This window comes from Bradyrhizobium sp. 23AC, assembly GCF_054863025.1.
This window is the reverse complement of the sequence record NZ_JAVAYN010000025.1, coordinates 40,289-62,728: the sequence shown is the minus strand read 5'-3', so window position 1 is coordinate 62,728 and position 22,440 is coordinate 40,289. Positions and strand designations below refer to the sequence as shown.

Annotated in this window: 23 protein-coding genes; 16 read left to right on the top strand and 7 right to left on the bottom strand. The window is 66.2% G+C overall.

Translation table 11 applies throughout. The features are described from left to right. The first annotated feature begins 2 nt into the window (after positions 1-2). Genes RAD10_RS36605 through RAD10_RS36540 form a run of 14 tightly spaced genes read left to right on the top strand, consistent with a single transcriptional unit; the run spans position 3 to position 14,609 of the window. Positions 3-836, top strand: coding sequence for a phosphoenolpyruvate hydrolase family protein (locus RAD10_RS36605; protein ID WP_028143764.1), 834 nt, complete (start codon positions 3-5; stop codon positions 834-836). Positions 837-862: 26 nt separating this feature from the next. Continuing rightward, positions 863-3,778, top strand: a complete 2,916-nt coding sequence (locus tag RAD10_RS36600) for a flotillin family protein (protein ID WP_461621246.1) — start codon at positions 863-865, stop codon at positions 3,776-3,778. Positions 3,779-3,787: 9 nt separating this feature from the next. Beyond that, positions 3,788-4,225 carry an SRPBCC family protein gene (locus RAD10_RS36595; RefSeq protein ID WP_011086163.1) on the top strand — a complete coding sequence of 146 codons (438 nt, stop codon included), beginning with the start codon at positions 3,788-3,790 and terminating at the stop codon, positions 4,223-4,225. Positions 4,226-4,228: 3 nt separating this feature from the next. Continuing rightward, the gene (locus RAD10_RS36590) at positions 4,229-4,672 is read left to right on the top strand and encodes an SRPBCC family protein (RefSeq protein ID WP_461621245.1); all 444 of its coding nucleotides are present in this window, start codon (positions 4,229-4,231) and stop codon (positions 4,670-4,672) included. A gap of 2 nt (positions 4,673-4,674) precedes the next feature. Continuing rightward, the gene (locus tag RAD10_RS36585) at positions 4,675-5,493 is read left to right on the top strand and encodes an FAD binding domain-containing protein (protein WP_461621244.1); all 819 of its coding nucleotides are present in this window, start codon (positions 4,675-4,677) and stop codon (positions 5,491-5,493) included. Between the two features lie 17 nt (positions 5,494-5,510). Next, positions 5,511-5,987 (top strand): (2Fe-2S)-binding protein, encoded by a 477-nt coding sequence (locus tag RAD10_RS36580; RefSeq protein WP_028143768.1) that lies wholly within the window; start codon positions 5,511-5,513, stop codon positions 5,985-5,987. A gap of 8 nt (positions 5,988-5,995) precedes the next feature. After that, positions 5,996-7,588: a xanthine dehydrogenase family protein molybdopterin-binding subunit gene (locus tag RAD10_RS36575; RefSeq protein ID WP_461621243.1), complete on the top strand. Its 1,593-nt coding sequence runs from the start codon at positions 5,996-5,998 to the stop codon at positions 7,586-7,588. Position 7,589: 1 nt separating this feature from the next. After that, positions 7,590-8,612 carry a xanthine dehydrogenase family protein molybdopterin-binding subunit gene (locus RAD10_RS36570; RefSeq protein ID WP_246800384.1) on the top strand — a complete coding sequence of 341 codons (1,023 nt, stop codon included), beginning with the start codon at positions 7,590-7,592 and terminating at the stop codon, positions 8,610-8,612. A gap of 10 nt (positions 8,613-8,622) precedes the next feature. Further along, positions 8,623-9,504, top strand: a complete 882-nt coding sequence (locus RAD10_RS36565; protein WP_018318073.1) for an AAA family ATPase — start codon at positions 8,623-8,625, stop codon at positions 9,502-9,504. Further along, positions 9,501-10,622 (top strand): vWA domain-containing protein, encoded by a 1,122-nt coding sequence (locus RAD10_RS36560; RefSeq protein ID WP_461621242.1) that lies wholly within the window; start codon positions 9,501-9,503, stop codon positions 10,620-10,622. The genes RAD10_RS36565 and RAD10_RS36560 overlap by 4 nt, the downstream gene beginning before the upstream one ends. Further along, complete coding sequence (locus RAD10_RS36555; RefSeq protein WP_461621241.1) at positions 10,619-11,503, top strand: amidohydrolase family protein; 885 nt, start codon at positions 10,619-10,621, stop codon at positions 11,501-11,503. Before RAD10_RS36560 ends, RAD10_RS36555 begins: the two co-directional genes overlap by 4 nt. A gap of 31 nt (positions 11,504-11,534) precedes the next feature. Beyond that, the gene (locus tag RAD10_RS36550; protein WP_018318076.1) at positions 11,535-12,383 is read left to right on the top strand and encodes an N-acyl homoserine lactonase family protein; all 849 of its coding nucleotides are present in this window, start codon (positions 11,535-11,537) and stop codon (positions 12,381-12,383) included. Positions 12,384-12,404: 21 nt separating this feature from the next. Beyond that, positions 12,405-13,979 (top strand): isochorismatase family protein, encoded by a 1,575-nt coding sequence (locus tag RAD10_RS36545; protein WP_461621240.1) that lies wholly within the window; start codon positions 12,405-12,407, stop codon positions 13,977-13,979. A 3-nt stretch (positions 13,980-13,982) separates the two neighbouring features. Further along, a complete protein-coding gene (locus RAD10_RS36540) occupies positions 13,983-14,609 on the top strand; it encodes an FMN-dependent NADH-azoreductase (protein WP_461621239.1) in 627 nt (208 codons plus the stop codon). A gap of 22 nt (positions 14,610-14,631) precedes the next feature. Here RAD10_RS36540 and ubiV read toward each other — a convergent pair whose 3' ends face one another. Genes ubiV through ubiT form a run of 3 tightly spaced genes read right to left on the bottom strand, consistent with a single transcriptional unit; the run spans position 14,632 to position 17,114 of the window. After that, entirely contained in the window at positions 14,632-15,564 is a 933-nt protein-coding gene (ubiV, locus tag RAD10_RS36535; protein WP_461621238.1) for a ubiquinone anaerobic biosynthesis protein UbiV, read from the bottom strand. 27 nt (positions 15,565-15,591) lie between these two features. Further along, positions 15,592-16,569: a ubiquinone anaerobic biosynthesis protein UbiU gene (gene ubiU, locus RAD10_RS36530; protein WP_461621280.1), complete on the bottom strand. Its 978-nt coding sequence runs from the start codon at positions 16,567-16,569 to the stop codon at positions 15,592-15,594. After that, positions 16,569-17,114 (bottom strand): ubiquinone anaerobic biosynthesis accessory factor UbiT, encoded by a 546-nt coding sequence (ubiT, locus tag RAD10_RS36525; RefSeq protein ID WP_461621237.1) that lies wholly within the window; start codon positions 17,112-17,114, stop codon positions 16,569-16,571. The genes ubiU and ubiT overlap by 1 nt, the downstream gene beginning before the upstream one ends. Positions 17,115-17,214: 100 nt before the next feature. Between ubiT and RAD10_RS36520 the strand changes: the two genes are divergently transcribed. Next, the gene (locus RAD10_RS36520; protein ID WP_461621236.1) at positions 17,215-18,744 is read left to right on the top strand and encodes a UbiD family decarboxylase; all 1,530 of its coding nucleotides are present in this window, start codon (positions 17,215-17,217) and stop codon (positions 18,742-18,744) included. After that, positions 18,741-19,337, top strand: a complete 597-nt coding sequence (locus RAD10_RS36515; RefSeq protein ID WP_461621235.1) for a UbiX family flavin prenyltransferase — start codon at positions 18,741-18,743, stop codon at positions 19,335-19,337. The genes RAD10_RS36520 and RAD10_RS36515 overlap by 4 nt, the downstream gene beginning before the upstream one ends. Before the next feature lie 17 nt (positions 19,338-19,354). Here the strand turns inward: RAD10_RS36515 and RAD10_RS36510 are convergent, their stop codons facing one another. The 4 genes from RAD10_RS36510 to RAD10_RS36495 all read right to left on the bottom strand — a co-directional run bounded on the left by RAD10_RS36510 (position 19,355) and on the right by RAD10_RS36495 (position 22,309). After that, on the bottom strand, positions 19,355-19,678 hold the full coding sequence (locus RAD10_RS36510) for a metal-sulfur cluster assembly factor (RefSeq protein WP_461621234.1): 324 nt from the start codon (positions 19,676-19,678) through the stop codon (positions 19,355-19,357). Continuing rightward, complete coding sequence (locus RAD10_RS36505) at positions 19,675-20,184, bottom strand: DUF2249 domain-containing protein (RefSeq protein ID WP_461621233.1); 510 nt, start codon at positions 20,182-20,184, stop codon at positions 19,675-19,677. The genes RAD10_RS36510 and RAD10_RS36505 overlap by 4 nt, the downstream gene beginning before the upstream one ends. Before the next feature lie 12 nt (positions 20,185-20,196). Next, a complete protein-coding gene (locus RAD10_RS36500; RefSeq protein WP_461621232.1) occupies positions 20,197-21,543 on the bottom strand; it encodes a hypothetical protein in 1,347 nt (448 codons plus the stop codon). A gap of 130 nt (positions 21,544-21,673) precedes the next feature. After that, the gene (locus RAD10_RS36495; protein ID WP_028143785.1) at positions 21,674-22,309 is read right to left on the bottom strand and encodes a response regulator; all 636 of its coding nucleotides are present in this window, start codon (positions 22,307-22,309) and stop codon (positions 21,674-21,676) included. Between the last annotated feature and the right edge of the window lie 131 nt (positions 22,310-22,440).

The following is a 22,440-nucleotide window of genomic DNA, read 5'->3' as shown; positions in this document are numbered from 1 at the left end:
CGATGCCAAGGTTTGAACGCGCAGCACTTCTGAGGCGGTTCCGCGAGATGGCGAAGCGCGGCGAGCCGATCGTCGGCGGCGGCGCCGGCACCGGCCTGTCGGCCAAATGCGAGGAGGCCGGCGGCGTCGATCTCATCGTGATCTACAATTCCGGACGCTACCGCATGGCCGGACGCGGCTCGCTCGCGGGCCTGATGGCTTACGGCGATGCCAACGCCATCGTGCTGGAGATGGCCGGCGAAGTGCTGCCCGTAGTCACCCGGACGCCGGTGCTCGCGGGCGTCAACGGCACCGATCCGTTCCGCGACATGGACGCGTTTCTCGACCAGCTGAAGGCGCTCGGATTTGCCGGCGTGCAGAACTTTCCGACCGTCGGCCTGATCGACGGCACGTTCCGCGCCAATCTCGAAGAGACCGGCATGTCCTACGCGCTCGAGATCGACATGATCGCCAAGGCGCACGACAAGGACATGCTGACCACGCCCTACGTGTTCAGCGAGAAGGAGGCCGCCGCGATGGCGATCGCCGGCGCCGACATCGTCGTCTGCCACATGGGGCTGACGACCGGCGGGTCGATCGGCGCGCAGACCGCATTGAAGCTGAAGGACTGTCCGGCGCAGATCGACACCTGGGCCTCCGCCGCGCTCAGCGTCAATCCCGACATCCTGGTGCTGGCGCATGGCGGCCCGATCGCGGATCCCGCCGACGCCGATTTCATCATGAAGAACACCCGCCATTGCCACGGCTTCTACGGGGCCTCCTCGATGGAGCGGCTGCCCGTGGAGCGGGCGCTGACGGAGCAGGTACGTCAATTCAAGGCGATCGGCGCGCGATAACGCCTGAAGGTTCGAGGGAGGAAAAGATGTCGGGGATGTTGGTCGGTGAATTGATCCTCTGGCTGATCGTCGCGGTCGTCGTGATCGTGGTTGGCGTCTATATCGTGAACTGGCTCTACCATCGCTCCTCCAAGGAGACCTCGTTCGTCCGGACCGGTTTTCTCGGCGAACGCGTGGTGATCAATGGCGGCGCCTTCGTGCTGCCGTTCATCCACGATTACACGCCCGTCAACATGAACGTGCTGCCGATGGGCATCGTCCGCTCCAGGCAGGATGCCGTGATCACCCGCGACCGCATGCGCGTGGACATCGAGGCCGATTTCTATGTCCGGGTGCAGCCGACCCGCGAAGCGGTCTCGATCGCGGCGGCGACGCTCGGCCGCCGCACCATGGAGCCGGGGCAGCTGCATGCGCTGCTCGCCGGCAAGTTCATCTCCGCGATCCGTTCGGTCGCCTCCGAGATGACCATGGAGGAGATGCACGAGCGGCGCGGCGACTATGTCGTGCGCGTCAAGACCAACGCGGCGGAGGCCCTCGCCCAGAACGGCCTCGAGCTAGAATCGGTCGCCATCACCGATCTCGACCAGACCGATCTCGAATTCTTCAACCCCTCGAACCGGTTCGACGCCGAAGGCCTGACCCAGCTGATGCAGGACATCGAGGCCAAGCGGAAGCTGCGCAATGACATCGAGCAGGACTCGATGATCAAGATCCGCGCGCGCAATCTGGAGGCCGAGCGGCAGGCGCTGGAGATCGAGCGCGAGAGCGAGACCGCGCGCCTGGAACAGGAACGCGACATCGAGATGCGCCGTGCGCTTCAGCGCACGGAAGTCGCCCGCGAGCGGGCGCTGCGCGAAACCGAGGCCGAGCAGGCGCAGATCTCCGCCCGCGAAGCCATCGAGCGCGCCCGCATCGCCAACGACCAAGCGATCGCGGAGGCCCGCATCGCCTCCGAGCGCGAGACCCGCCAGAAGGAGATCGAACGGACCCGAACCATCGAGGAAAAGGAGCTGCTGGCACGCGAGGAGATCGAGAAGACGAGGATCGCCAACCAGCGCTCGATCGACACCACGCGGATCGCATCCGAACGCGACGTGCGCCAGCGCGAGATCGAGCGGATGCGGACCGTCGAGGAGGCCGAGATCGCGGCGCGCGAAGCGATCGAGAAGGCGCGGATCCAGCAGGATCGCGTCGTCACCGACGCCCGCATCGCCAACGAGGAGGAAACCAGGCGCCGCGAGATCGAGCGCACGCGCGCCGTCGACGAGGCCGAGATCGCCGCCCGCGAGGCGACCGAGAAGGCCCGCATCGCCCAGACGCTGATCGTCAATGTCGAGCGTATCTCTTCCGACGAGCGCACCCGCGCGCTGGAGATCCAGCAGGTGCGCACCATCCAGGAGGCCGAGATTGAGGCGCAGCGCGCGGTCGAGGCTGCCCGCATCGCCCGGGAGCGGACGCTGTCCGCCGAGCGCATCGCCGCCGAGCAGAACACGCGGCAGCTGGAGATCGAACGCAACCAGACACTCGACGTCGCCGGCATCGCCGCGCGCGAGACCACGGAGGCCAGCCGGATCGCCCAGGAGGAGCGCGTGCGCTCGCTGGAGATCGCCCGCAACCGCGCCGTCGAGGAGGCCGACATCGCCTCGCGCGAGGCGATCGAGGCAGCCCGCATCGCCCAGGAGAAGGCGGTCGCGGCCGAGCGCATCCAGGCCGAGCGCGACACCCGCTCGCTCGAAATCGAGCGCACCGGCGTGCTGGAGGCGGCTGAGCTGAAGCGGCGCGACGCCACCGAGCGCCAGCGCATCACGGTCGATCTGGCGCTCGAGGCCGAGCGCATCAATTCCTCCAAGAAGCGCGAGGTGCTCAACATCGAGCAGAAGAAGGCGATCGAAATCGCCGACGAGGACCGCGTCATCGCGCTGTCGACCAAGAAGTCCGAGCGGATCGATGCCGACCGCCAGGTCCGGCAGGCCGAGATCGTCGCGCGCAAGGAGGTCGAGACCACCGACGTCTCGCGCGAGCAGGCGCTGGAAGCCGCCCGCATCGAGCGCCGCCGCTCGATCGAGCAGCTCGAGGTCGCCCGCGTCCAGTCGCTGCAGGAGGCCGAGATCGCCTCTCGCGAGGAGGTCGAGCGTGCGCGCATCGCATCCGACCGTGGCCTCGACGAAGCCCGTGTCGGCCGCGAGCGCGAGCTGCGCAAGCTCGAGGTCAACCGCGAGAAGGAGGTCGAGACCGTCCTGATGGAGAAGGCCATCGCCATCCATCTGAAATCTCTGGAAGAGTCCGCCGCCAAGGCGTCGGCCGAGGAAGCGCGGATGCGCGCGACCGAGGCCACCGAGCGCGTCATCACCGCGCGCGAGAGCGAGATCGCCAAGCGGCGCAAGACGGTCGAGGTGCTGATCGCCGAGAAGCAGGCCGAGGAGACCCGGATCGCTGCGGAAGCCGAGCGCGTGCGCGCCGCCGTCGAGGCGGAAGCGCAGCGGATGCTCAATGAGGCCGAGAACGTGCTGACCGACCAGGCGCGCTACTCGCTGTTCCGCCGCAAGCTGCTCGACCGGATCGAGGGCATCGTCCGCGAGAGCGTCAAGCCGATGGAGAAGATCGAGGGCATCCGCATTCTCCAGGTCGATGGCCTCAACGGCAACGGCCACGGCGGCAATGGCGGCCGCAGCGCCACCGACGAAGTCATCGACTCCGCCCTGCGCTATCGCGTCCAGGCGCCGTTGATCGACTCGATCCTGTCGGACATCGGCGTCGAAGGCGGCAGTCTCTCCAAAATGCCGGGCCTGATCCGCGAAGCCCGTGACATGCAGGGGATCAAGGAGTCCGCGCGCAAGAGCGGCGGAGGCGGAGGTGGCGGCGACAAGCCGGCGGCGTCGCCGGCCCCCTCGGCCGAAGGTGGCGAGCCGCCGGCCGAGCGCGGGCCAAGGAAGAAGAGCTGAGGTCGCACCATGGCTCGCGTCTACGTCTCCACCGTCGTCAATGCCCGCAACGACCGCGTCTGGGCGCGGGTGCGCGATTTCAACGGCTTGCCGAACTGGCATCCGGCCATCGCCGAAAGCCGTATCGAGGGCGGCGAGCCCTCGGACAAGATCGGTTGTGTGCGAGATTTTCGCCTGCGCAACGGCGACCGCATCCGCGAGAAGCTGCTCGGCCTCTCCGACTACGACATGTTCTGCACCTATTCGATCCTGGAATCTCCGATGGGTGTCGAGAACTACGTCGCAACCCTGCGGCTGACCCCCGTCACCGACGGCGATCAGACCTTCATGGAATGGACCGCCGAATTCGACTGCGCGCCGGAGCGGGAGACCGAACTCGTGAACAATATCGGGGGCGGCGTGTTCCAGGGCGGGTTTGATGCGCTCAAGCGAGTGTTCGGAGGCTAAACTGTGCCGCATATCGTCAAAAGCACGATCCTGGACGCACCGACCGATGCGGTGTGGACCGTGCTGCGCGATTTCAACGGGCACGATCGTTGGCACCCGGTTGTCGCGACGTCCTCGATCGAGCGCGCACAGTCCTCCGTCAAGATCGGCTGCATCAGGCGGTTCAAGCTCAACGACGGCTCCGAGTTGCGCGAGCAATTGCTGGCGCTGTCGGACCTGGAACAGTCCTTCAGCTATTGCCTGCTCGATACGCCGGTGCCGATGTTCAACTACGTCGCCCATGTCCGGTTGCTGCCGGTCACCGACGGCGACCGCACCTTCTGGCACTGGGAATCCCGCTTCACCACCAAGCCGGAGGATCGCGACCGCATCACCCACATGGTCGCAGAAGACATTTACCAGGCCGGGTTCGACGCAATCCGCCGGCATCTGAGGGAGGCCGCATAGTCATGGCCGTGACAGTCAAGACGTTTGCAAGCGCCAGCGAGGCGGCGGGGGCATTGTCCTCGGACCGCACCGCCCGCTATCTCGGCGGCGGCACGCTGGTGATGCGGGAATTGAACGAGGGCGATGTCGCGATCTCGACGGTGGTCCGCGCCCAGGACCAGGCGCTGACCCGGATCGAGGCCTCGGGGCCGCGCATCACGCTCGGCGCCGGCGTCACTTTCGCGCGCGTCCTTGCGGAACGGGACCTCGCCTTCCTGCACGCGCCCGCCCGTTCGATCGGCGGTCCCGCCGTGCGCAACATGGGCACGGTCGGCGGCAATCTCTTCGCGCCCAGTCCTTACGGTGATTTCACCGTGGCGCTGCTGGCGCTCGATGCCACCGTCGCCGTCGCGGGCGGTTTTGGCGCGCGCGACATCCCGATCGAAGAGTTCCTGCAAGCGCGCGAACGGCAAGCCGGAACATTGGTGCTATCGGTCTCCTGCACCCGGCCGGCGAGCAGCGACGCGTTCCGCTATCGCAAGATCGCCCGCATCAAGCCGAAAGGCGGCTCGGTCATCACGCTTGCCGCGCATCTGCCGATCAGCGGCGGACGGATCGCGGGCGCCCGGATCGCGCTCGGATCGATGGCGCCGACCCAGATCCGCGCCCGTGCCGCCGAGCGCGCGCTGGAGGGCCGCTCGCTGGACACTGCAACCATCGCGGCCGCCGCATCCGCGGCGACTGAGGGAACATCGCCATCCGACAACGCGCTCGGCAGCGCCTGGTACCGCCGCGAGATCGTCGGCGTCCATCTGCGCCGCCTGCTGTCAAGCCAGGATTAGACAGGGAATAGTTCGTCATGTCCAAGATACCCCTGCAATTTCGTCACAACGGCCGCGATGTCGCGATCTTCGTCGACGGCGGCACCAATCTTCTGGTCGCGCTGCGCGAGCTGATCGGCGACATGACGCCGAAATTCGGCTGCGGCCAGGGCGGCTGCGGCACGTGCAGTGTGCTGATCGATGGCGAGCTTCATCTCTCCTGCCTGACGCTGGCGGAGACGGTGGCCGGCCGTTCGATCGAGACGCTCGACGGCATGAAGCAGGGCCCGAACCTGCACCCGCTGCAGCGGGCCTTCGCCGACCATTTCGCGGCCCAGTGCGGCTATTGCACCCCGGGCATGCTGATGGCCGCCAAGGCGCTGCTCGACCGCAATCCCTCGCCGAGCCGCGACGAGGTCATTGAGGCCATCTCCGGCAACATCTGCCGCTGCACCGGCTATGAGCCGATCATCAATGCCATCCTTGCCGCCGCGAGCGGCCGGGTCAGCGCCTGAGGTAGATCATGCTGGAACTGCGCAAGGACATCTTCGCCGACGAGCGCGACGATAACCTCAAGGAAATCGGCAAGGGCACCCAGCGTCAGGATATGCTCGGTCATGTCACGGGCACGTCGAGCTACTTCAACGATCACAAGCTGCAAGGCATGCTGCACCTGAAGGTCGTACGCTCGACGCAGGCCCATGCAAGGATCCGTCGCATCGATACCACCGAGGCCGAACGTTCGGCCGGCGTACGCCGCATCATCCGCGGCACTGATGTGCCGGTTAATCTGAACACGCTTCTCAGCCTGATCAACTTCGGCAAGGATGACGAGCCGTCGCTGGCTGTCGACAAGGTCCGCTACAAGGGCGAGCCGATCCTCGCCATCGTCGCCGACAGCGAGCGTGAGGCGTTCGAGGCGATCGCGAAGGTCAAGGTCGATTACGAGCCACTCCCGGCTGTGTTCGATGTCGAGGACGCGCTGAAGCCCGGCGCGCCCGTGGTCAACGAGACCTATCCGAAGAACGCCTTCATCTATCACGACGTCTACGACCACCAGCGCCTGCGCTTCGGCGATGCCGACGCGGCGCTCGCGAGCGCCGACCACGTGCTGGAGCAGCGCTACCAGATGTCGCCGATCGAGCACGCCCCCACTGAGACCAACGGCGCGATTGCGGCGCCCGACACCAATGGCCGCTACGTCGTCTACACCTCGACCCAGGCGCTGTTCTTCTCGGTGGACACCTGCGCCAAGATTTTGGACGTGCCCTCCAACACGTTCCACTTCATCGGCGGCACCGTCGGCGGCGGCTTCGGCGGCAAGGTCGACACCTTGACTGAGCCGCTCGCGATCCTCGGCGCCATGCTGACGGGACGGCCCGTCCGCTACGTATTCGGGCGCGAGGAGGAGATGCAGTACGGTCCGCCGCGCGGCGCCGAACGCATCTACATCAAGGACGGCGTGATGCGCGACGGCCGCGTCGTCGCCCGCAAGATCCGCGCCTATTTCGACAGCGGCGCCTATACGCGGCTGTCGAGCTATGCCGCGGTGAAATGCGCCGCCCACCTGCCCGGCCCCTACACCATCCCGAACGTCTATGGCGACGTCTATTGCGTCTTCACCAATCGGACGCCCGCGACCGCCATGCGCGGCTTCGGCGTCACCGCGATGGACTTTGCGATCGAATGCCAGATGGACAAGCTCGCAAACCTCGTCGGCATGGACCCGATGGAGTTTCGCATTCTTAACGCCTATCGCGACGGCGACATGAAGGCGCACCGGCGCGAGGCCAAGAACACCGCGCTGATCGAATGCGTTCAGGTCGCGGCCGAGAAGGCCAAATGGCCGATCCGCGACGAGTTCAAGCGCGCCTCCTCGCGCAAGGACGGCGGCGGCAGCCGCGCCGCGATCCCGCCGACACCGACGGAGTCGCGCGTGCGTCCGGCTGCGCCTGCGCAGCAGCGCACGAGCTATGACCGCGCGCCGGTGACCGCGACGCGGGAGCCGCCGCGCGATCCGCCCCCGCCGGCACCGCCGCCTCCCCCACCGCGCCCGGCCGCGCCATCGCATGGCGCAACACGGTTCTCGTCGGTGTTCGGCACCAGGAGACGCTGACATGACCAGGCATCGCGGACGCGGCATGGCGTCGATCAATTATCCCATCGGCATGAACCTTGGCGGCGACCCGAGCCAGGCCCTGGTTCACTCCAATCCCAGCGGCAAATTCACAGTGGCGCTGTCGTCGATCGACCTCGGCCAGGGCATGAAGTCGGTGACGCGGCAGATCTGCGCCGAGACGCTGGGCGTGCCGGTCGAGGACGTCTATGTCGACACGGCGGATTCCGACACCGGCCCGCACTGCATGGGCTCGTTCGCCTCGCGCGGCACCCACCGGGTCGGCAACGCCGTAATGGCTGCGGCGCGAGAGGCCCGCGGCGTGATGATGGAGGCGGCGGCCGAGGAGCTTGAGGTCAATGCCGCCGATCTCGAAACTGACGGCCGCGGCAATATCCACGTCAAGGGCGCGCCGCATCGCTCGATCTCGACCAAGGATGTCGCGATTGCCGCGCAGTTCAAGCAGGGCAAGACGATTTCGGGCCGCGGCATTTTTCTCGTTCCCCTTTCCGAAGTTAATCCGGAGACCGGCGAGATGTCGCCGGCAACTTGTTACGCCCATGCCTGCCTCGTCGCCGAGGTCGAGGTCGACGACGAGACCGGCGATGTCGCGATGGTTCGGATGGATTCCGCCTATGAACTCGGTCGCGCGCTGAACCCGCGTCTGGTCGAGCAGCAGCTGGTCGGCGGCGCCTGGATGGGCGTCAGCCACGCGCTCTACGAGACCCCGGAGCCCTATTATCCCGATCCCGTTCACGGCCCCCGCGACTTCGTCGAATATCTGATGCCCGGCCCCGGCGACATCTGCCCGCACGATATCGCGGTGCTGGAACGCCCCGCTCCCGACGGTCCGTTCGGCGCCAAGGGCCCCGGCGAGATGTGCGCCAATCCGGTGCTGCCGGCCGTCGCGAATGCGATCTTCAACGCCGTCGGCGTGCGCATCGACGACCTGCCGATCACGCCCGAAAAGGTGCTGCGCGCGATCAAGGCCCAGGGCGGCGCGCGGCCGCAGGCGCGGCGTTAGAGGATCGGCCGTGGCGGTTCGCAGCAACATCGTCGGCATCGACAGCCCCGAGGCGCTGGAGAGAGCGCTTCGGGCAGCCTATTACCTCGCCGACGAAGGCCTTGCGACATCAGCCTATCTCGGCCTCGCGCTCGGCAAGCCCCTGCTGCTCGAAGGCGCGCCGGGCGTCGGCAAGACGGAGGCGGCAAAAGCGATCGCTGCCGTGCTCGGCCGCCGCCTGATCCGCCTGCAATGCTACGAGGGCATCGACGCCTCTGCCGCGCTCTATGAGTGGAATTATCCGCGCCAAATGCTCGCGATCCGCCAGGCCGGCGACGAGAGCATCGACATCTATGGCGAGACCTTCCTGATCGAGCGGCCGATGCTCGCCGCGCTCCGCGCGCCCGATTCCACCGTGCTCCTGATCGACGAAATCGACCGCGCCGACCAGGAGTTCGAGGCGTTCCTGCTCGAATTCCTCTCCGACTTCCAGATCTCGATTCCAGAGCGCGGCACGGTTCGCGCGGCCGAACGCCCCGTGGTCGTGCTGACGTCGAACCGGACGCGCGATTTGCATGAGGCTCTGCGCCGGCGCTGCGTCTATCACTGGATCGACTATCCGACCGCCGAGCGCGAGGCGCGGATCATCATGATGCGCGCGTCCAGCGTCGCCGAGGCCACCGCCCGCGCGGTCGTCGCAGCCGTGGAGAAGTTGCGGCGCGAACCCCTCAGCAAAGCCCCCGGCATTGCCGAGGCGGTCGACTGGGCCGAGGCCGCGACGCTGCTGCACAAGGGCGGCGCGCGTTGGCCGGATGCATTCAAGCGCTCGATCGGCGTGGCGCTGAAGGACGAAGAGGATCTGCATTTCATCTCGCCGCGGCTCGATGCCATGCTCGCGGAGGCAACCGCATGAGCGCCGAACCGCAGCTCCCGCGCGCCGCGCGCATCTTCGTCGCCTTCGTCCCGCTGCTGCGCGCGAACGGCTTTGCCGTCGCACCCGAGCAAACCACGACGTTCCTCGCCGCGATCGAACTGCTCGGCCCGCGCACCATCGAGCACATCAGGCAAGCCGCCCTGGCGACGCTGGCTCCGCCGCCCGAACGCCGGGCGACCTTCGACCGGCTGTTCGATCTCCACTTCCGCGGCAGCGAGGCCATCGCGCGAGACGACGAAGGCGAGGACGACGAGACAGTCCGCCTCCAGGAGGAGGGCCGCGGCGACGAGGAGCCCCTGCTCTCCGACGGGGCCAATGAGTCCGGTCTCACCACGACCCGAAGCGAGGCGCTGGTCGAACGTCGCTTTGGGGCGACATCGAGCACGGACGCATTGCGCCGCCTGACGCGGGAGGCACCGCGACGCCTGCCGCGTCGGCGCGGCCATCGCCGCATGCGCGCCCGCCGCGGGCCGTTCACCGATCTCCGCCGCACTTTACGCGACTCTGTCCGCAGCGACGGCGAGATCCTGCGGCTCGGCCATATGAAGCGGCGCCAGCGCCCGCGCAAGATGCTGTTGCTGATCGACGTCTCCGGCTCGATGAAGAGCCGCACCGAGGAGAACATGAAGCTCGCGCATGCGCTGGTGCAGGCGGCCCCCAGTGTCGAGGTCTTCACCTTCGGAACGCGGCTGACCCGCATCACCCGCCCGTTGCGGCTGAAGCGCCGCGAGCAGGCCATGAACGCCGCCGCGCATCTGGTCAGCGACTGGGACGGCGGCACCCGCATCGGCGACGCGCTGCAAGCGTTCCTCGCCGTGCCCCGCTTCGGCGGCTATGCGCGCGGTGCCGCGGTGGTGATCGTCTCCGATGGACTCGAGCGCGGCGAGACCGATGCACTTCGCGACGCCGTCGCGAAATTGTCGCGGCGGGCCTGGCGCTTGAGCTGGCTGACGCCGCTGGCGACAAGCCCCGGCTTCCGCCCGCAGACCGAGGCACTCGTCGCCATCGAGCGCTTCGTCGACGACCTCGTGGATGGCGGTTCGAGCGCGTCGATCGTCGCGCATATTCTGGCGTTGGGACGAAGGAGAGCGGCGTGACCGATATTGTCGACGGCCATCATCACATCTGGCGGCAGGCCGACCTGCCCTGGCTGATCGGCCCTATGCAGCCGCGCATCTTCGGACCTTACGAGCCGATCCGGCGCGACTACCCGATCCAGGAATATCTCGACGACCTCAAGGGTACCGGCGTCACGCGTTCGGTCTATGTGCAAACCAACTGGGCCAACGACCGCTTCGAGGACGAGGCCGCGTGGGTGCAGCAGACTGCGGACGAACACGGCTGGCCGCACGCGATCGTCGCCTATGCCAATTTCGCCGTGGACGACGTGCGTCCGCAGCTCGATCGCCTGAAGCGCTACAAGCTGGTGCGCGGCGTGCGCATGCAGCTGCACTGGCACGAGAACCCGCTCTACCGCTTTGCAGCCCACGCCGATCTCTGCGCCGATCCGATGATCAGCCGCAACGTCGCGCGCCTCGCCGACTATGGCTGGAGCTTCGACCTGCAGGTGTTCACCCCGCAGATGCCGAACGCCGCAGCGCTGGCCGAAGCCTGTCCCGACGTGACCTTCATCCTCCAGCATGCCGGCATGCTGGAGGATCTCTCGCCCGCCGGCCGCGCCGCCTGGCGCGGCGGCATGGCCCGGCTCGCGGCCTGTCCGAACGTGGTCTCAAAGCTCTCCGGGCTTGGCACCTTCATCCATCGCAACGATCCCGCGCACATCGCCGCCGTGCTCACCGACACCGTCGCGATCTTCGGCGCCGAGCGCTGCCTGTTCGGCTCCAATTTCCCCATCGAGAAATTGTGGACCAGCTATCGCGAGGTCGTCGGCGCCTTTCGCACGGCGGCGGCGCCGTTCAGCGCGGAGCAGCAGGACGCCATCTTCAGGACGACGGCGACACGCGTCTACCGGCTTTGACAGACAAGAAACAGATGAGGGAGGGCAACGAATGGCGCTGGAGATCAAGATCCTGGACTATGGCGATATCGAGCTAGAATCGAGCTTTCTGGTTCTCGGCCGCGACTGCGGTCGCACCCGCCGCGTCCTCACCCTCGGCTTCCTGATCCTCGGGGGGAAATATCCGGTCGTGGTCGACACCGGCTACCGCTCCAACCAGATCATGGAGACGCTGGGCATGCGCGGGCTGCAATACCACGAGAACATGATCGAGAACCAGCTCGCGCGCCACGGCGTACGCATGGGCGACGTCCGTTTCGTCTGCCACACCCATCTCCACATCGACCACGCCGGCAAGGACGATCTGTTCCCGATGAACACGACCGTCGTGCTCAACCGCAAGGAGCTCGAATATTCCGTCTCCGGCCTGATGCATCCGCAATATCCCGCGCCTGACATCAAGCACCTGATCGACCGCCTGCACACTAAGAGCGCGCTGCGCTTCCTCGACCTCGAGATCACCGGCCCGATCGAGCTGATGCCCGGCGTCTATTGCGACGCCGCCAATGCGCATACGGAGGGCTCGATGAACGTCATCGTCGAGACAGCCGATGGAATCGCCACCATCTGCGGCGACGTGATCTACGATTTCAACGACCAGATCGTGACGCCCTTCAACGAGATCCACGATTGGGAGCCGCGCACGACGGGCAACCACGGCACCAGTAAGCGCGCCGAGAAGGCCTCGATCAAGAAGCTCCTCAGCAATTCGCGCTATCTGCTGCCGGTGCACGACCGTCCCGCCAAGATCGAGGGCGGCAACGTCGTCGGGCGCCTGCACGATCAGGTCCCCGGACCGATCGTGCAGTCCTTGCCCGCACGCAACTGGTTCCCGGCTTGAGATGATCTTGGGGATCGACCGATGACGCACGTTACCTTGCGAAGCGAATTCGAAACCCTGATCGACCCCTATGCGCCGGTCGCGCAGGTCGGCACCGGCTTTGACTTCACGGAGGGGCCGATCTGGCACCCGGTCGATCACTATCTGCTGTTCTCGGACATGCCGGGTGACGTGCGCCGGCGCTGGGATGCGCGGCGCGGCGTGGCCGAGGTCAAGCGTCCGTCGAACAAGTGCAACGGCATGACCTATGATGCCGAGCTCAATCTGATCGTCTGCGAGCACGCGACCTCGTCGCTGATCCGCGAACGGCCGGACGGGCGGCGCGAGGTGCTGGCTTCGCACTTCCAGGGCCAGGAGCTGAACAGCCCGAACGACGTCTGCGTGCACTCTTCCGGCGCGATCTATTTCTCCGACCCCTGGTATGGCCGTATGCCGGTCTATGGCGTCGAGCGCCCGCATCAGCTCGGCTTCCAGGGCGTCTATCGCCTCGTGCCCGGCGGTGAGCCGAAGCTCGTGGTCGAGCGCAATTTGTTCGACCAGCCGAACGGGCTGTGCTTCTCGCCGGACGAGAAGCTGCTCTATGTCAACGACACCGTGCAGGCGCTGATCCGCGTCTTCGACGTCAATGCCGACGGCTCGCTGTCGAATGCGCGGGTGTTCGCAAGCGGCATCCGCTCCGAGCTCGAAGCCGGCCTGCCCGACGGCATGAAGTGCGATCAGCACGGCAATGTTTGGGTCACCGCGCCCGGCGGGGTCTGGGTCTATTCGCCGCGCGGCGAACTGCTCGGCAAGGTTCGGGTGCCCGAGATGGTCGCCAACCTCGCCTGGGGCGGGCCGGATTTCCGCACGCTTTATCTGACCTCGACACATTCGGTCTATGCCATTCCGACCAAGGTCGGCCCGCGGCACGAACCTTACATGAGCGGCCGGCGAAGCGGCGGCGGCGCGACGCCAAGCGCCTCGCCGGCGGCGCCTATCCTTGCTGATGGCGACATGCGGCTCGATCCGCAGCGCTGTGCCATGATCATCCAGGACCTCCAGAACGACGTCGTCATGGACGGCGGCGCGTTCGCCGACTCCGGTGCGCCGGGACATGCGAAGCAGCAGCATGTCGTCGAGAATGTCCGCCGTCTCGCGGAGACCGCGCGGGCCCGCGGCGTCGCCATCATCCACGTCTGGTTCGTCGTCGAGCCGGGCGCGCCCGGTGTCACGCTGAACGCTCCGCTGTTCGAAGGCCTGGTCGATAGCAAGGCGATGGTGCGCGGAAGCTGGGGCGCCGCGCCCGTCTCCGGCCTCGAGCCGCGGCCAGGCGATTTCGTCGTCGAGAAGATGCGGATGAGCGCTTGGGAGGGCACGCGGCTGGAGACAATCCTCAAGGCGACCGGGCGCGACATGATCATCAACACCGGCGCCTGGACCAACATGTCGGTCGAGCACACCGCCCGCACCGGGGCGGACAAGGGCTACTTCATGATTGTTCCCGAAGATTGCTGCTCGACCATGAACGCCGACTGGCACAACGCGTCGATCAATTTCGCCATGCAGAACGTCGCGATCGTCACGAGGGCAGACACCGTTATCAAAGCGCTGGGATGAGCGGTGGCGAAGATTTTGCACCTCTCCTGCTCACCGCGCCCTGACTCCGAGTCGACCGCCGGCGCGCGCGTCTTTCTTGACGGCTTTCGCCAGGCCCGGCCGGACTGGGACCTCGATGTCGTGGACCTCTGGCGGGAGCGGATGCCGGAATTCTCAGGCCCCATCGCCGAGGCCAAATATGCACGGATGAACGGGCAAGCCTTCAACGACACGCAACGCGACAGCTTTGCGGAGGCCGAGCGCATGGCGCTGCGGTTTTCGTTGGCCGATCGCGTGTTGATCTCGACGCCGATGTGGAACTTCAGCATTCCCTACAAGCTCAAGCAGTGGTTCGACATCATCGTCCAGCCCGGGCTGACGTTCCGGTTCGACCCGTCACAGGGCTATCTGCCACTGCTCAAGGACCGGCCGACGCTGGTGATTCTCGCCAGCGGCAGCGACTTTGCCACCGGCATGAACCGCGGCCGCATCGACATGGCAACGCCCTACCTGCGCGACATCCTGCGCTTCATCGGTATCGACAATGTCCGTTTCGTGCCGATCGGGCCAACCACTGGGCCGCGGCAGCCGATCGACGCTGCGCGGGACAGGGCCCATCGACGTCTCGCCGCAATGGCAGCGAATTTCTGAGCACCCGCAACGCCGAACTCGTCTAGAGACTCCCGATTTGCGCTGAGCCTTGCGCATCCCCTGATCGGGCCTGACGATAGACGTGCCCTGGCTCCGCCCACAGGAAGCCATTCGAGAAGGGCACACCAGGATAGGCCGCAGCAAGCCGGCGGTTGCCGCCATCGGCATCGTCACGACCGTCCAAGACGTCGCGAAAGATCCTAGCGATCTCGACCATGTCGCAATCCTGCGGCGACAGGCGCAACGCGCCGACGTTGCTCTCGTGCAAGAGGCCGGCTTCGCCCAGCAGATTGACGCAGGTATGCGACAGCGTCTGCACGCCGTTGATGGTCAGGAAGTCCTGCTGCTCCAGCGTGTTCAAGAGCAAACCGTCCGGGTCCTTTTCACAGACGAAGCGGCAATTGTCCTTGGTAAGCTTGTGAAGGCGCGCATGATAGCAACGCGCGGAGATGGCCAGCGGCACCCTGCCGAACGCAAACACCTCGGTCGTGATGTCGGGAACAGCCTTCGCGATCGTCGCCACCGAGGCCAGCGGCAATTCCGGCGGCAGGCAAATGCGCCTCGCACCGCGCGCGGCGTGAAAGGCCGCGCTCGCCTCGTTGTAGATGTTGACGAAGGGCCCGATGGCGTGCGGTCGGCCTGCGAGCGCCCTGAGACAGGTCAGATCATTGACCTCGACCAGCACGCCTTCGGCCACCGCGAGCTCTTCGGTCTGGCGGCGCTCGCGCCGCAGCGAGACCAGGATCAGCGAACCCAGCAGCACCTGCTTGCCTGCGCTCTGCAGCCGCTCGACCACGGCCGGGACGTGGTCTGCGAAGAACGGCGATCGCTTCGAGCAAACGATCTCGCCGACGGACACGGCGTCGACCGGCGCTTCGTCAGCGATCCGGAAATAGAAGTCGCGCCAGCGTTCCGGCGCCCAATTGTACAGAACTGGACCGAGGCTGAGTTGCATCTTCCGGACCTCACATAGTCGACAAGTTTAGCGCCAGGTCTTGCGATAGGCGCCGAGCGTGGAGGCCTGTCCTTCGGTGAACGGCTTCAGGCTCGCGACGTCCGCCTCACTGCCGCTCTCGAGCGCGGCGAGCGCATGACGGAAATGGCGCACCACGCTCTCGACGTAGGCACGGCCGCGTTGGCGGCCCTCGATCTTGAGCGCGGTCACGCCGGCATCGCGCATGCCCTTGAGCAGCGCCGTGGCATCCAGGCTGACGGGGTCCTCGAAAATATAGCCGGCGCCCTGCGCGGTCGAGAAGCGCCCCTTGCACAGGGTCGGATAGCCCGCGGGCTCGCTCACGGCGAACCGGTTGATGGTGAAACCGCCGAGACTGGACTTCGTCCCCTCCGTAGTCTGTTCGTAAGTCACATGGCTCGGCGGCGAGCAGACGCCCTGCATGTTCGGCGACTTGCCGGTCGCATAGGACGACAGCGAGCAGCGCCCTTCGGCCATGACGCAGAGGCCACCGAACACGAAGACCTCGGTCTCGCAGACCGACTCCCGGGTGATCTCGGCGATTTCAGGCACGCTCAGGACGCGCGGCAGCACGACGCGCCGCGCCCCGAAATTTTCGGCGTAGAAGGCGATGGCATCGGGATTGGCGGCCGCGGCCTGCACCGAAACGTGCAAGCGCTGGTTCGGATGGCGCCGCGCCGTGTAATCCATCAAGCCGATATCGGCGAGGATCAGCGCATCGGCCCCCGCGCTCGCCGCATCGTCCACCGCGCGATGCCAGATATCGACGGCTGAGGCACGCGGGAAAGTGTTGATGGCCACCAGGACCCTTGCGCCGCGGCCATGCGCCAGTGCGATGCTCTTGCGCATTTCGTCGCGGCTGAAATTCAACCCCGGAAAATTGCGCGCATTGGTCTCGTCGTTGAAGCCGCAATAGATTGCATCGGCGCCGGCATCGATGGCGCTCTTCAGCGCCGCCGGCGTGCCGGCAGGACAGATCAGCTCCATCATCTCGATTGCCCGCCATGGCCCGAGGAACCGATCACGCGGCCACGGGCGGCCTCGAAGGCGCGCCTCGCCGGCGCGCCCAGAGGGCCAAACAGAGAGGACGCCTCGGCGGCGAGATCGAGCTGGGCGTCGTCGATCGCATTGCGTAGCGCCAGCACCGCCTCGACATCGCCCTCGACCACGAGCTCACGCGAGAACATTAGGGCATCGCCATCGACCCTGCCTTCGAGCAGAGCCAGCAGATTGGCGAGCGAGGCCGAGATCCGCGCATCCAGGCTTCGCGGCAAGTCGCGCACCACCGACAGGCGCGGCGGCCTGGCTTCGACCACGAAGGCGAACGGCAGATCGATCGGCTTGATACCGAACCGCGCGCGCGCGTGATCACCGAGCCGGTCGAATATTGCGGGGTTGCGCCGATGGATCCGCTGCAGGACGCCGGCGAGAACGAGCTGCAGCGGCAGCAGAGGCAGGGGACGCATGGCCAATGCGACAAGGGGCGGAATCGTCGGCAACGGGCCGGGCGATGCGGCGGACGGATCATTCATGGCCACACATCTGGACGGATTGCACGCCGCTGTATTTGACCGGGAACAATGAAGACCGAAAACAACCCGGCTAGCTCTCATTTTTTGGGAGCTTGTCCAGTTGCAACGTGATGTGCCGCGCTTTCGCGACTTGTCCGACTTCCTGCGCTTCATCGAAAGCCGGGGGCAGTTGCGACGCATTCGCGAGAAGATCTCCGTCGTCCACGAGATCACCGAGATCCACCGGCGTGTGCTCGAGGCACACGGACCTGCATTATTGTTCGAGCAGCCCGTCAAGGCCGACGGCAGCGCGTCGGAGATGCCGCTCCTCACCAATTTGTTTGGAACGGTCGAGCGGATCGCATGGGGAATGGGCATCACGCCCGACCGTCTCGGAGAGCTCGGCGAGCTGATGGCCGAGCTCCGCGCGCCGCGGCCGCCGCACGGCATCAGGGATGCCCTCGACAAGCTCCCGCTCGCGCGCGCCGCGCTGGCGACGCGCCCGCGCACACGCGCGGCGGCGCCGGTGCAGGACTGCGTCACGATGGGGCCCGACGTCGATCTTGCAAAATTGCCGGTCCAGATCTGCTGGCCCGGCGAGCCGGCGCCGCTGATCACCTGGCCACTCGTGATCACCGTGCCGACGGAATCCGCGACGGCGGACCAGGAGGAGAATGTCGGCGTCTACCGCATGCAGGTGCTCGGCCGCGACCGCGCCATCGTCCGCTGGCTCGCGCATCGCGGCGGCGCCAGGCATCACCAGCAATGGAAGGCGATCGGGCGCGACATGCCGGTCGCGATCGTCATCGGCGCCGATCCCGCCACGATCCTTGCCGCAGTGCTGCCGCTGCCCGAGACGCTGTCCGAGCTGCGCTTCTCCGGCATCCTGCGCGGCGAACGGCCCGACCTCGCGCCATGCCTCACGGTCCCGCTCGCGATACCGGCCGAGGCCGAAATCGTCATCGAGGGTTTTGTTTCCGCGACCGAAACCGCGCCCGAGGGGCCCTATGGCGATCACACCGGGTACTATAATTCCGTCGAACAGTTCCCCGTGATGCGCGTGACGGCGGTCACCAGCCGACGTCAGCCTGTGTACCTCTCGACCTTCACGGGCCGGCCGCCGGACGAGCCGTCTCGGATCGGCGAGGCGCTCAACCAGCTCTTCGTGCCGCTGATCCGGCAGCAATTCCCCGAGGTGACCGACTGCTGGCTGCCGCCGGAGGCCTGCTCCTACCGCATCGCGATTGCGGCCATCAAAAAGCGCTATCCCGGGCAGGCACGGCGGCTGATGCTGGGCCTGTGGTCGATGCTGCCGCAGTTCAGCTACACGAAACTGCTGATCATCGTCGACGATGACATCGACATCCGCGACTGGCGCGCCGTGATGTGGGCGGTCTCGACGCGTAGCGACTCCTCGCGCGATCTCGTGACGCTCACCGACACGCCGATCGACTATCTCGATTTCGCCTCGCCGAAATCAGGGCTCGGCGGCAAGCTCGGCATCGACGCCACCACCAAAATTCCCCCGGAGACGGATCGGGAATGGGGCGTTCCGCTGGCCATGGATCCCGCCGTGGTCGCGCGTGTCGATGCGATGTGGTCGAGCCTCAGCCTGTCAGGCATGCCGGCGCGCGCTCCGGTCCTCACATGAGCAGGCGGCAAGGCATCATCGTCGGCATCAGCGGCGCCTCGGGTGCTTCGATCGGGATGCGCATCGTCGAGCTGCTGGCCGATGCTCCAAACTACGCAGTTCATCTCGTGGTTTCGCCCGCGGCTGAGCGTACGCTGAGCGAGGAAGTGGGGCGCGATGCGCTCGCGCGGCTGCGCGCCCTCGCCTTCCGCCATCATCTTCATTCCGATATCGGCGCCGCGATCGCCAGCGGCTCGTATCCGGTCGCGGGCATGATCGTGGCGCCGTGCTCGATCCGTACGCTCTCGGCCATCGCCTGGGGGCAGCTCGACAACCTTCTGACGCGCGCGGCCGACGTGCAGCTCAAGGAACGGCGCCGGCTGGTGTTGCTGGTCCGCGAGAGCCCGCTGCATCTCGGCCATCTCAGAGCGATGCTGCAAGCGACCGAGATCGGCGCGATCATCGCCCCGCCGATGCCGGCCTTCTATCTGAAACCACAATCGCTGGATGAGGTGATCGACCAGATCGCCGCCCGGGCGATCAACCTGCTCGACCTAGCAAAGCTTCGAATACCGGCAAGGATCTGGTCCGGCCCGGGCGCCGAAGGCGTCTAGCCGGCCGCCTCGCCGGATCAGTTCACCTCGGCAAAGCCGAGCGACGCCTTGACGTCCGGCGCGATCATCCAGGGCTGCCAGGGCGGCTCGAACGTCATGGTGACGTCGACCGATTCCACGCCAGGAACCAGGCACGCGCTGTTGGCGACGCCCTCCTTGAGAAATGATGCGGCGGGACAACCCGGTGTCGTCGCCGTCATGGTGATGTGCGCCGCGCCGTCGTCGATCGACACATCATAGACGAAGCCGAGATCGACGATGTTGTGCCCGAGCTCCGGATCGATCACGACCTTCAGCGCCTGCCTTATCTGAGCCACGAGATCGTCGTCGTTGATCGTCATGCGCAAACCCTCACTGTCAGTTGATATGTGTCCTTCTGCGGCGTGAAGCCGCCGCGCCACTGATGGCCGCGCTTGGTCAGCTCCCGAAACAGGAAGACCGGCTCACGACTGAGCAAGGCGCAGAGCGTCTGCCCGGGCGCGAGCCGCTCCATTGCAGCCAGAATCCGGACCATCGGCTCCGGCGGATCGAGGTCTCGGTTGTCGAGATGAACCACGGGCTCCGGCCAATCGCCACCACTCGCCGCCGCGAGCGCCGGTTCAGCCGCATCGGGCGAGCCGTCGTCCGGCAGAAACCGGATCTCCCATTCGCCGCCTTCGAGCTCGGCCTCCCGATGCGCAAAGCCCTTGCTCGCCATGACGTCGAACAGGGGAACCGGTTTGAAGGGGGCATAGAGCCGCAGCCCCTCCCCGGGCGCGAGCCGCTCGAGCGCGGCCATGATGATCGAGAACGGCTCGCCGCCTGCACGCAGGATCGGCCGGACATCGACGTCGATGAATTGGGTCATTGCAGTCTCCTTTCAGTTTCGCGAGACCAACAGATGGGGCACGGCTGCTCCCGTCGGCAGGCGCAGCGGCTCCGCCACGTCCGCAAGCCGCCTTGCCCTGATGAGCTCCTCGCCCAGGCCGAGCGTCGCAAGCGTCACGACCGCGACGGCGACGCGGAAGCCGAGTGCCACGTCGACCAGGAGCATCAAGGTTGCCGCCCAGCTTCCGGCAAAGAACAGCACGAACCATTTCAACGCGCGGCGCTCGTCAACGAGATCCTGCACGCGGGGCGTCGGCACTCTGCCCATCACCGGACCGTAGGTCTCGAGCCAGGTCAGGAACGGGACGATCTTGTAGAGATTGGCGAGCACGAGGCCGGTGAGCCAGCCGAACGCGACGAGAAAGGCGAGTGCTCCGACATGCGCCAGGAGAGAACCGGTCGCAACAAACGCGGCGCCGAGGATTGCGACCGCAACCAAGCTCGCCAGCGCAACGAGGCTCATGCGCGTATTGAGCTCGAGCGCGCGACGCTTGCGGGCTCTGTAGAGGCCGAGCACGTCGCGGCCGTAGGCGATTAGCGACAGCAGCGCCGCAGCTCCCGCCAGCAGAAGCGCCAAATTCACCCCGGTCGCGCGCCAGAGTGCAAGCACGCCGCCGACGGCTCCGACGGCCAGCGCCGCAATGCCGGCAAGCCAGGCAAGCCGCGCCAGCCTCGCATCGCCGTCGGGCGCGAGCATGAACATCGCCAGCAGGCGATAGCTGACGCCCATGGCCGTGAAGGTCAGCCATCCGCCAAGCCCCGCAATCGCATGGATCGGAACGCCCGACACCAGCAGGTCCGACCATTGCGCGCCGATAGCGGTTCCGGAAAGCACCAGAGAGAACATGCCGCCGAATGCCGCCGTGAAACAGATGCAGGCAAGCCCGGCTGCAACGAACCGCGCAGGCCCCGGCAGCGGACGGGCCGACCAGAGCGTCATGCCGAGATTGGCAACGACCAACGCGAAACCGGCAATCAGCAGGCTCGCGCCGACAGGCAGCAGCCGGGGCGACCCGTTGAAGTGCCCGCCAAGCGTCAAGAAGCCCGCGAGCAGGATAGTCAGCCCAAACGTCAGCAGCGCGAGAGCCGGCAGTGTCCATCGCTCCGCATAAAGCGGCCTTGCGACCAGCACCGGCACGAACTGGAACAGCGCACCACACAGGACCGTGCTCAACCAGCCGATGCTAACCATGTGCACGATGACGAGCGTGTCCGGGCCACCGATGTCGTGGTTCGGAAAGCCGAACCCGGCGACAACAAGCACTTCCGCAAGCAGCAGCCATACGATTGCGACCGCGAAGTAGCTGATGGCCCATTTACAGAGACTGGTTCCAATCACGGCTTGCTTCCCATCGCGTGCAACACGAAACCCCGTGTCAGCACCCGAAAAGGTAAGCGGTTGCAGTCACCACCACTTTGTCGAGGCGCAAACTCCGGCGCCTTTCGCGACTATCGACATCAGCATCTGTTCAGGGCAAGACCAACTTCTTGCGGATCGCATAGCGGACGAGCTCAGCGGTGGACGACATCCTGAGCTTGCGCATGGCCGAGGCGCGATGGGTCTCGACGGTCTTCACACTCAGTTTCAGGATGGAGCTGATCGACCTGTTGGTATGCCCCTCCGCGATCAGCTGGACCACGCTCTGCTCGCGTGACGTCAGCAGCATGTCGGCCCGATTCTCCTTGTTGCCCTGGTAGTCGTGCAGCAGCCTCTCCAGCAGGATGCTGGTGAAGTAGGGCCTGCCGTCGAGCAGGGCCTCGATGGCGGAAATGAGGTGCTTGCGTGCGTCCGACTTGAACAGAAAGCCGCGCACCCCGGCCAGAATGGCTTCGGTCAGAAGCTCTTCGCTCTCGTGCATCGTCAGGATCAGGACCTGCGCGCCAAGGTGGAGTGCCTTGAGGCGGCGACTGACCTCCAACCCGTTCATGACCGGCATGGAATAATCGACGATCACGATGTCCGGCCTGGTCTCGAGCGCCAGCGCGACCGCCTGCTCGCCATCAGTCGCCACGCCGCTCACGATCCAGCTGGAATGCGCTTCGATGATTGCACGCAGCCCGGAACGCACAACTTCATGATCATCCGCAATCAAGATGCGTTTCACCGTGTCGTTCCCGTTGGCCGACCCTTGCGCTTCCGGGCCGATACCGGCAGCAAACCGGCAGCACAGTCGAACGATCATAGGGAGCGTGGCTGGAATCGTTATCCCACAAAACCCTGATATCTCCCGGCGAA